Origin of the sequence: Kitasatospora sp. NPDC057518, from assembly GCF_042802075.1 — a bacterium.
GTDB lineage: Bacteria > Actinomycetota > Actinomycetes > Streptomycetales > Streptomycetaceae > Kitasatospora.
Genome location: NZ_JBHVEU010000367.1, coordinates 1 through 9,088, shown reverse-complemented (window position 1 = coordinate 9,088; position 9,088 = coordinate 1). Strand labels below are relative to the sequence as shown.

Sequence of the window (9,088 nt, the reverse complement as noted above, 5' to 3'; positions counted from 1 at the left end):
ACCCGCGCCACCGTCCACCTGGAATGCGACCGCAAGTCCGAGACCCACATCCGGGCCCTGCTGCTCCAGGCCCTCGCCGGCTCCGGACTCGCCCCCACCGGCCTGCGCGCCCGCCGCACCGACAACGGCGACGCCACCAGCCTGCGGGCCACCGTCGCGATCGCCCGACAGATCGCCCCGGCGCTCGAACAGGTCGTCACCCGGCTGTCCTTGGAGCCCGGCGTACGCGACCTGCACTGGCACCTCGACGACGGCCGCGACGCCGCCGAGCAGCCGACAGCCGGGCACCCGACGACAGCCGCGGAGCCGGCACTCGCCTGAGTACGGCCCGCACCCGGCCGCCCGTCGAAACCACCCCGACCACCCCGACCGAGAGGACACCGCAGTGATCACGGCCCTCGACCACGTCCAGCTCTCCGCACCACCCGGCAGCGAGGCACTGCTGCGCGCCTTCTACGGCGACGTCCTCCAGATGGCGGAGCTGCCCAAGCCCGGGCCGCTGACCGGCCGCGGCGGCTGCTGGTTCGCCGCCGACGGCGGCCGGGTCCGGCTCTACCTCGGCGTCGAGGAGCGCTTCCGCCCCAGTACCAAGGCCCACCCCGGCCTCGCGGTCTGCGAGATCGACGACTTCGCCCACCGGCTCGCCGAACTCGGCGCGCAGGTGGTCTGGGACGACAGCCTGCCGCCCCGGCGCCGCTTCTACACCACCGACCCCGTGGGCAATCTCCTGGAGTTCGTCGAAGCCGCGGCCCCCTGACCGGACGGGGCCCGGTGCGTCACAGCGCGGCTTCCGCCCCGGGTTCGAGCTCGAACTCGGCGTCGTCGGCGTCGTAGTCGTACAGCTCCGCGTACCGACCCCAGTCGATGGCGGTCTCCAGCTGCCGGCGCGCGCCGACCGGGTCGAAGCCGCGCCGCAGCAGGTCGAGGAAGAGGCCCTCGCGCAGGGTGTGGTCCTCGGTGGCCGCCAGGGACTGGACGATGGCGCGCACCAGCGGGGCACGACGGGCGGCCAGCCGGGCGAAGAGCTGCTTGCTGGCGAGGATGTCGGCGGCCGCGAACTCCCGGCCGACGCCGGTGACCGCGATCCGGCCGGCCATGGTGGTGGCCAGGCCCAGCAGGACGGCGGCGTCCACGATCGGCAGGAGGTCGTCCACCTCGAAGTTGAGCTCGTCGGCGATCTCCGCGAGGCTCTCCTCCCCGCCCATCGCGAGCAGGATCTCCAGCAGGCCGGCGAGGCCGCCCACGCTCGCCTGCGGCAGCGGGACGGTGATCGGGGTCTCGACCGGACGGGCGGCCGGTCCGGCGCCGGCGGCCGCGCCCTCCTCCCGCCCGGTGAGGATGCCGTAGACCGTGTCGACCAGCGCCTCGAACTGCGGGGTGCGGCGGTCGCGGGGCCGGGTCAGGTCCACCGTGAGTTCGGCGCGGATCCGCCCGGGGTTGGAGGAGAGCACCAGGATCCGGTCGGCGAGCAGCACCGCCTCCTCGATGTTGTGGGTGACGATCAGGATCGCCTTGACCGGCGCCTCGTGCCCCTCCCACAGGCCCACCAGCTCGGAGCGCAGGTTCTCGGCGGTCAGCACGTCCAGCGCGGAGAACGGTTCGTCCATGAACAGCGCGTCCGGCTCGACCACCAGGGCCCGGGCGAACCCGACCCGCTGCCGCATGCCTCCGGACAGCTCCTTGGGGTAGGCGCCCTCGAAGCCGTCCAGGCCGATCAGGTCGATCGCGTCCAGCGCCCGCCGGCGCCGCTCCTCCTCCCCCACCCCGCGGGCCCGCAGGCTGAGTTCGACGTTCTGCTGGACCGTCAGCCACGGCAGCAGCGCGAACGACTGGAAGACCATCGCCACCCCGGGGTTGGCGGCGGTGAGCGGATCGCCCCGGTAGGAGACGGTGCCGGACGACGGGGCGATCAGGCCGGCCAGGCAGCGCAGCAGGGTGGACTTGCCGGAGCCGGACTTGCCGAGCAGGGCGACGATCTCGCCCTCGACCAGGCGCAGGCCGATGTCCTCCAGCACCGGCAGGGCCCGCCCGTCGGGGGTGGTGAAGGTCTTGGTCACGCCGACCGCCTCGACGATCGGGGTGTGGACGGTGCTGGTGGTCATCGCGCTCCCTCGGTCCTCGGCCTCTCGGTCCCTCTGTCTCGCTGTCCCGCTGTCTCGCCGTCCCTCGGTCTCTCGGCCCCTCGGTCAGAGTGCGTAGCGGGTGTCGGCGATCCGGTAGAGCCTGCGCCACAGCAGGCGGTTGAGGGCGACGACGTAGATGCTCATGACGCTGATCCCGACCAGGATCCTCGGGAAGTCGCCGGTGGCGGTGGCGGCGGTGATGTAGGCGCCGAGCCCGGTCGCGGTCAGGTGGTGGGATCCGTAGTCGACGACCTCGGCGACGATGGAGGCGTTCCACGCACCGCCCGCCGCGGTGATCCCGCCGGTGACGTAGTACGGGAAGACCGCCGGCAGGATGAACGCGCGCCACCGCAGCGTCCCGCCCACCCCGAAGCCGGTCATCGCCTCGCGCAGGTCGGAGGGGATGGCGTAGGCGCCGGCGATGACGTTGAACAGGATGTACCACTGCGCGCCCAGGGCCATCAGCAGCACCGCGCCGACGTTCAGCGAGATGCCCAGCGCCACGAAGAGCACCGTGGCGAAGGGGAAGAGGAAGTTCGCGGGGAAGCTCGCCAGCACCTGCACCACCGGCTGGGCGAAGCGGGTGACCTTGGGGTTCATGCCGATCCACACACCGATCGGCACCCACACCACGGTCGCCGCGACGAGCAGGACCACGACCCGGCCGAAGGTGACCGCGCCCAGCCACAGGGCGTGCACGAACTCGCCCAGCCCGACCGTGGCGTCGACGTAGTCCAGGGCCCGCCAGGTGCCGAGCAGCACCACGGCCGTCACCACGCCCGCGAAGAACACGTCCCCGGTCCGCTCGCGCGCCGCCGGAGGGGCCAGCGGGTGCTCGGCCAGGCCGAAGGCCCGGGTGCCGCGGTCGAGCGCCGTGCCGACCGGCCGCAGCGGCCGTCCGAGCAGCTCCGGCACGCTGGAGCGGCGCAGGAGGTCCAGCACGGCGCTGCGCGGCCGCTCGGCGGCCTCCGACTCCTCCACCCGGAACCGCTCCGACCAGGCCACCACCGGCCGCCAGAACAGCACGTTCACCCCGACCACCATCACGACCATCACCGCGATCGCGATGCCCACCTTCCCCAGGTCCCCCTCCTGGATCGCGGCGGCGGCGTAGGACCCGATGCCCGGCAGGGCGTACTGGTGCCCCAGGACCCTGATCGACTCGGACGCGGCGAGGAAGAACCACGCCCCGCCGAAGCTCATCATCCCGTTCCACACCAGCGGGATCATCCCGCCGGGCACGTCCAGCTGCCAGAACCGCTGCCACTTGGTCAGCCGCATGACCCGGGACGCCTCGTCCAGCTCCCCGGGCTGGCTGGTCAGCGAGGCGTAGAAGGCGAACGTCATGTTCCACGCCATCGACGTGAAGATCGCGAAGATCGACGCGCACTCCAGCCCCAGCGTGGAACCGGGGAAGAGGTTGATGAACGCGGTCACGGTCACCGACAGGAACCCCAGCACGGGCACCGACTGGAGGACGTCCAGCACCGGCAGCAGCACCTTCTCCGCCCGCCGCATCCGGGCCGCGGCCGTGGCATAGACGAAGGTGAACAGCACGGAGACGACGAGCCCCACGAACATCCGCAGCAGGGACCGCACCGCGTAGTACGGCAGGTCCGACGGGTCGGTCGACACCGTGGACGGCGCCTGCTCCGGCAGGAACGGCGCGTCCAGCGACGGGGCCAGCCGCAGCAGGCCGTACAGCAGCCCCACCAGCGCCGCCGTCACCAGCACGTCCACCCAGCGCAGTGCCGGGCGCCGCCACACGCCGCGGGAAGGGAACCCGCCCTCGCCCGACATCCGCACCACCCTCCGAAGCCCCTGGTCACCGCCGTCCGCGCCACTGAACCACGCCCGGTCCGCCGGACCGCCCATCCCCGGGCGCGCGACGGGGGCGCTCACCGACACGGACCAATGCCCCGGGGCCGACGAGGACGCCCACCGGCGCCGCCGAGCGGGTTCTCCGCGCGGAGGGTGCGGCGTCGGACTACGCGGTGGTCTCGCCGGCTCCGGTCGGTGCGCTGTCCAGGCAGCAGCGGACGAAGTCCTGGACGACGGGGTTGGCGTCGTCGGCGGGCGCCCAGGCGATGCCGACCCGGCTGGGGCTGACGCCGCTGACGGGCCGGTAGGTGATGCCGGGGCGGGCGTAGAAGCGGGCGGAGGATTCGGGGGTGAGGGCGATGCCGTAGCCGTTGGCGATCGCGCTGAGCCAGGCGTCGGGCTGGTCGGTGACGGCGCCGATGCGGACGGGGTGGCCCTCGCGTTCGTCGGCGGCCAGCCAGTACTCCCGCCACCAGCCCGTCTCCGGCGGGGCGGCCACGAACGGCTCGTCCCACAGGTCCCGGAAGGGGATCACGTCACGCGCGGCGAGCGGGTGGGCCGCGGGGAGCGCGATCCAGCGGGGCTCGGCGAACAGCACCTCCACGCGCAGATTCTCCCGGCCCGGGAAGGGCACCCGCAGCAGGGCGGCGTCGACGTCTCCGTCGGCGAGCCCGGCGGTCGGGTCCGACCACGAGGCCTGCCGCATGTCGACCCGCCATCCCGGCCGGCGGCGGGCGAACTCCGCGATGATCCGCTGGGTGGTCTCGTTGGCGGCGCTGGCCATGAAGCCGACCCGCAGCACGCGGGCCGCCCGGTCGGCCGTGCTCTTCGTCTCCCGCAGCGCCCGGTCCCAGTCGGCCAGCAGGGCGGGTACCCGCGCCAGCAGCGCCCGGCCCGGTTCGGTGAGGGCCATGCCGGCCCGGGAGCGCGTGAACAACGGCACGCCGAGCTGGGTCTCCAGCTGCCTGATCTGTTTGGTCAGCGCCGGCTGGGACACGAACAGTCGTTCCGCCGCTCGGGTGAGGCTGCCTTCCTCCGCCACGGTGGCGAAATAGCGCAACAGCCGGGTGTCGACATCCATTCCATCAGGTTATAGAAGCAGGTATTGGACGCAAGTCCGGGGGCTCACCGAGAGTGAATACAGCCAAGCGGGCCGCGGGAACGGGCACGGCGCCACAACCATGCGATGCCCCCGGCTCCTACCGCACCCTCTCCTGAACGGTCCATATCCATGCACGTCGCCTACATGGTCGTCACCGTCGTCACGATCGTGGCCAATGCCGGGATCGCCATCGCGGACTTCGCGAAGGCCGAATTCGTCCTGGCCAATTCGGCCGAGGTCAACCTCCCGAAGTCCTGGCTCCCGAAGCTCGCCGCGCTGAAGGCCGCGGGGGCCGTCGGGCTCGCCGTCGGGCTCCTGGGTGTACGGGCCGTCGGCGTGGCCGCCGCGATCGGCCTCGTGCTGTTCTACGCCGGTGCCATGGCGGCCCACGTCCGTGCCCGCGTGTTCTACAACATCGCCTTTCCCGGCGCCTATCTCGCGCTGGCCGGCGCTTCTCTCGGGCTCGCCATCGCCCGGTGATTAATCATTTCTCTCCACGGCTTCCGGTCGATACGGTCGGATCGGCATTGCGCGAGGTCCGCACGGCCCGCGCGGCCGGGACACTTCCCGGCCGGTGCGAGCGCCTTCGTCCACGTACTTCGGCCCGCGGCCGCAGCGGTCCCGGAACGGGCGCGGTCGGCGCCGAGAAAGGATGTCTCCCCATGAGTGGGACCACACATCACAACCCCGGACTCAGCGCCCTGCGCGACCGGGTGACCGCTCCGTCGTCGATCGCGCTGCCCACGGCCGGGGACGGGCTCACCTGGAGACCCGTCACCGCCGACGACATCGGCCTGGTCCTCGACCTGGCGCGTGCCGCCGGAAGGGTCGACCACCCGCGGTCGCTGGTGACGAGGGACGAGCTGGAGGAGGAGTTCGGCAGCGAGGTCTTCGACCCCGAGCGTGACGCGGTGATCGCCGTCGACACCGCCGGGCGGGCCGTCGCCTACGGGTCGGCCGTGGCCCCGGCGGCCCAGGAGACGGTCGTCTGGGTGGAACTCGACGGAACGGTGCTCCCGGACCGCCGGGGCGAGGGCATCGGCACGGCGCTCCTGGCGTGGCAGGAGGCCCGTGGGCTTCAGCACCTCGCGGCGAGCGAGGCCACGCTGCCGGGCTGGCTCGCGTCGAGCGCGCAGGACCACGCCACCCCCGCGATCCGGCTCCTGGAGGCACACGGCTACGAGCGTGCCCGGTGGTGGCTGGAGCTGGAGCGCGACCTCGCCGCCCCGGTCGCCGAGCCGCCCTCGGTTTCGGACGTACGGCTCGTGCCGTACGGGGAGGAGTGGACGGAGCGGGCCAGGTCCGCGATGAACGACGCCTTCCGCGACCACTGGGGCAGCCAGCCCGTCACCGCCGCGGAGTGGGCCTCCGGCGACCGGCTGGAGGCGTTCCGCCCCGACCTGTCGCTGCTCGCCGTCACCCCGGACCCGCACGGCGGCGAACGCGTCGTCGGATTCGTCTTCGTCGACGTGGCGCCGGACGAATGGCCGCTGCGCGGCGGCCCGTTCGGCTACGTCACGGCCGTCGGCGTGCGGCGGGAAGGGCGGGGGCGGGGGCTGGCCCGCACGATGCTGGCCCACGTACTGCGGGCGCTGCGGGCCGACGGACTCGGCCGTGCCGTGCTCGACGTCGACGCCGAGAGCCCCACCGGCGCCCTCGGGCTGTACCAGAGCCTCGGCTTCACGGTCACCGACCGCGCGGTCACGCTCGCCAAACGCTTCTGACCCGCCGTTCCGACCCGCCCCGGTCCCGGCCACTACGAGGAGAAAGCACCCGACGTGTTCCCTACCCCCATCACCGACTTCTGGCTGACCCCCTCCGCCACGAGCCGGCTCCTCCACGACGACGGCTCCTTCACCATCACCGCCGACGCCGCCCTGGAGGAGGACGAACGGCTCACCGTCCTCACGACGACCGACGGGAGGACGCGCGTCCTGCTCACCCCGGCGGTCGCCGGGGTCCTGGGTCTGGACGACGCACAGCCGGTCGACGAGGCCGGCTTCCGGCAGCGGCTGGAGAAGTCCGGCATCGCCCTGCACGGCGCCGACCACCTCTTCTACTTCACCGACGAGGCCCACGAGGCGCTGCTCGGCGAGCCGGACGACCCCTCGATCCGCCCCCTCACCGAGGCCGACGCGCCGGCCTTCGCCCGGTTCGAGGAGGCGGCGTCCGAGCAGGACCTCGACGACGCCTCCGTCGAGCTGGACCACTGGGCGGTCTACGGAGCCTTCGAGGACGGGCAGTTGGTGTGCGTGGCCAGCATGTACCCGTGGGACGACGCACCGCTGGCCGACCTCGGCGTCCTGACGCTCCCGCCCTACCGGGGCAAGGGCCACGCCCGACGCCTCGTACGCGCGATCTCCCGGCACGCCCTCGCGCGGGAGCACCAGCCGCAGTACCGCTGCCAGCTCGACAACCACGCCTCGGTGGCGGCGGCCGGCTCGGCCGGGCTGACCCGGTTCGGCACCTGGGACACCGTCTCCCCGGACTCGCCCGCATAGGCTCCGCCCACCCGGCGACCCGCCGAATCCCTCCGCCGCCCTGGTGAGCACACCGGGCCCACCGGCCCGCACCGGGGCGGCACCGGCGGGGCGATAATTCCGGCTGGTCTCCGCAACCCGCCTGTTAGGCTCCGCGGGTGTTCATCGTGATGTTCATCTGACGGTCCTGGGTCCCTCCCGCCCAGGTTCTGATCCGTCGAGGGTGCGGTTCCGCATGCCCTCCGGACTTCGATCACCGTCAGACGTCGGCGGCCGCGCACACGACTCCGGCCGCGCATCATCGGAGCCTCCTCATGCTCGCAGTGCTTCTCCTTCCCGGCGCGCTTCGCGCCTTCCTCCCCGCCCTGGTCGCCCGGTCCGCCCTGGCGATGGGCGGCCTGGCCCTCCTCCTCGCCGTCCAGGCCAGTACGGGTTCGTACTCCCAGGCCGGCTTCGCCACAGCGACGTTCGGGATCGCCAACGTCGTCGCCGCCCCCTGGCGCGCCCGGGCCGTCGACCGGCTCGGGCAGCGGATCGCGCTCACCGCCATGGCGGCAGGCCAGGCCTCGGGATTCGTCGCCCTCGCGCTCATCGCGGGCGCCGAGGGCGTCCCGGATGCCTGGTTCCTTGTCCTCGGCGCGGTGGTCGGCCTGACGGCGCCGCCCCTGGGGGCCGCGATGCGCATGGTCTGGGCGTCGCTCACGACGGCCGGCGACCAGCGGACGAAGGCGTTCAGCATCGACGCGGTCTGCGAGGAACTCCTCTTCGTCGGCGGTCCCGTCGTCATCACCGCGGTCATCGTGGCCACGTCTCCCGCCACCGGACTCTGGGTGACCGCCGCCACGGTCTTCCTCGGCACCGCGGCGATGACGTCCAGCGCGTCGTCGGGGGCGCTGCGCGGAACCGGAGGGGGTGTCGCACGGGGTGACCGCCCGCTCCAGCAGCCGGGATTCGCACGGGTGTTGACCGTCCTCGTGGGCGTCGGCGGCGTGCTCGGCGTCGCGGAGATCGCGGCGCCGGCCGTCGCCGCGCAGCGTGACGCCGTCGCGGCCTCGGGCTGGCTCCTGGCGGCCTTCGCCGGCGGAAGCGCCCTCGGCGGGTTCCTCTACGGGCAGCTGAAGCTCACGTCGGGCATCGGCGCGAGGCTGTTCACCCTGTGCACCGGCATGGGGCTCGCCGCGGTGCTCGTGTCCCAGCTGCACCCGCTCGGTCTCTTCGCCGCAGGCCTCGCCCTCGTCGGCCTCTTCCTCGCCCCCTCCCTCATCACCGGGTACCTCATCGCCGACACCGTCGTCCCGGAGTCCGGCCGGACGGAGGCGTCGACCTGGATCAACACCTCCGTGAACCTCGGCGCCTCGCTGGCGTCCGCCGCGGCCGGAGTCGTCATCGACGAGTCCGGCGGCTGGTTCGCCCTCCTGCTCGTGGGAGCGATCGCTCTCGCTCTCGCCACGGCCGCGCCGTTCGCACGACTGCGCGAGATGGAGCGGCCCGCGGCCCCCGCTCCCGATCGTTGCGAGAACGGCTGACGATCCCGTTGGCGTCGCCGACACCGGGCCCGGACC

Annotated in this window: 8 protein-coding genes and 1 pseudogene; 6 read left to right on the top strand and 3 right to left on the bottom strand. The window is 73.1% G+C overall.

Annotated elements, in window-relative coordinates; translation table 11 throughout:
- Together ACFU7Z_RS29730 and ACFU7Z_RS29725 are read left to right on the top strand one after the other, a co-directional pair.
- Positions 1 to 321 (top strand): annotated as a pseudogene (locus ACFU7Z_RS29730) (hypothetical protein); the annotation flags it as partial.
- A 64-nt stretch (positions 322 to 385) separates the two neighbouring features.
- Positions 386 to 757, top strand: coding sequence for a VOC family protein (locus tag ACFU7Z_RS29725; RefSeq protein ID WP_380741107.1), 372 nt, complete (start codon positions 386 to 388; stop codon positions 755 to 757).
- Between the two features lie 19 nt (positions 758 to 776).
- On the opposite strand, the gene ACFU7Z_RS29720 is transcribed toward ACFU7Z_RS29725, so the two are convergent.
- The 3 genes from ACFU7Z_RS29720 to ACFU7Z_RS29710 all read right to left on the bottom strand — a co-directional run bounded on the left by ACFU7Z_RS29720 (position 777) and on the right by ACFU7Z_RS29710 (position 5,025).
- Positions 777 to 2,102 (bottom strand): nitrate/sulfonate/bicarbonate ABC transporter ATP-binding protein, encoded by a 1,326-nt coding sequence (locus ACFU7Z_RS29720; RefSeq protein ID WP_049650703.1) that lies wholly within the window; start codon positions 2,100 to 2,102, stop codon positions 777 to 779.
- An 84-nt stretch (positions 2,103 to 2,186) separates the two neighbouring features.
- Positions 2,187 to 3,890, bottom strand: a complete 1,704-nt coding sequence (locus tag ACFU7Z_RS29715) for an ABC transporter permease (protein WP_380780854.1) — start codon at positions 3,888 to 3,890, stop codon at positions 2,187 to 2,189.
- Positions 3,891 to 4,110: 220 nt separating this feature from the next.
- Complete coding sequence (locus ACFU7Z_RS29710) at positions 4,111 to 5,025, bottom strand: LysR family transcriptional regulator (RefSeq protein ID WP_380780851.1); 915 nt, start codon at positions 5,023 to 5,025, stop codon at positions 4,111 to 4,113.
- Positions 5,026 to 5,175: 150 nt separating this feature from the next.
- Here ACFU7Z_RS29710 and ACFU7Z_RS29705 point away from each other — a divergent pair, with 150 nt between their 5' ends.
- The 4 genes from ACFU7Z_RS29705 (at position 5,176) to ACFU7Z_RS29690 (ending at position 9,052) form a co-directional block, all read left to right on the top strand.
- Positions 5,176 to 5,526, top strand: a complete 351-nt coding sequence (locus tag ACFU7Z_RS29705; protein WP_380780848.1) for a DoxX family protein — start codon at positions 5,176 to 5,178, stop codon at positions 5,524 to 5,526.
- A gap of 182 nt (positions 5,527 to 5,708) precedes the next feature.
- On the top strand, positions 5,709 to 6,770 hold the full coding sequence (locus ACFU7Z_RS29700) for a GNAT family N-acetyltransferase (RefSeq protein WP_380780845.1): 1,062 nt from the start codon (positions 5,709 to 5,711) through the stop codon (positions 6,768 to 6,770).
- A gap of 54 nt (positions 6,771 to 6,824) precedes the next feature.
- Entirely contained in the window at positions 6,825 to 7,547 is a 723-nt protein-coding gene (locus tag ACFU7Z_RS29695; RefSeq protein WP_380780843.1) for a GNAT family N-acetyltransferase, read from the top strand.
- A 293-nt stretch (positions 7,548 to 7,840) separates the two neighbouring features.
- Complete coding sequence (locus ACFU7Z_RS29690) at positions 7,841 to 9,052, top strand: MFS transporter (protein ID WP_380780841.1); 1,212 nt, start codon at positions 7,841 to 7,843, stop codon at positions 9,050 to 9,052.
- Positions 9,053 to 9,088 lie beyond the last annotated feature (36 nt).

Bases quoted from the DNA above. Each gene is read 5' to 3' on its own strand.
- ACFU7Z_RS29690 (WP_380780841.1), top strand. From the start codon at position 7,841: ATGCTCGCAGTGCTTCTCCTTCCCGGCGCGCTTCGCGCCTTCCTCCCC.
- ACFU7Z_RS29720 (WP_049650703.1), bottom strand. From the start codon at position 2,102: ATGACCACCAGCACCGTCCACACCCCGATCGTCGAGGCGGTCGGCGTG.
- ACFU7Z_RS29700 (WP_380780845.1), top strand. From the start codon at position 5,709: ATGAGTGGGACCACACATCACAACCCCGGACTCAGCGCCCTGCGCGAC.
- ACFU7Z_RS29705 (WP_380780848.1), top strand. From the start codon at position 5,176: ATGCACGTCGCCTACATGGTCGTCACCGTCGTCACGATCGTGGCCAAT.
- ACFU7Z_RS29710 (WP_380780851.1), bottom strand. From the start codon at position 5,025: ATGGATGTCGACACCCGGCTGTTGCGCTATTTCGCCACCGTGGCGGAG.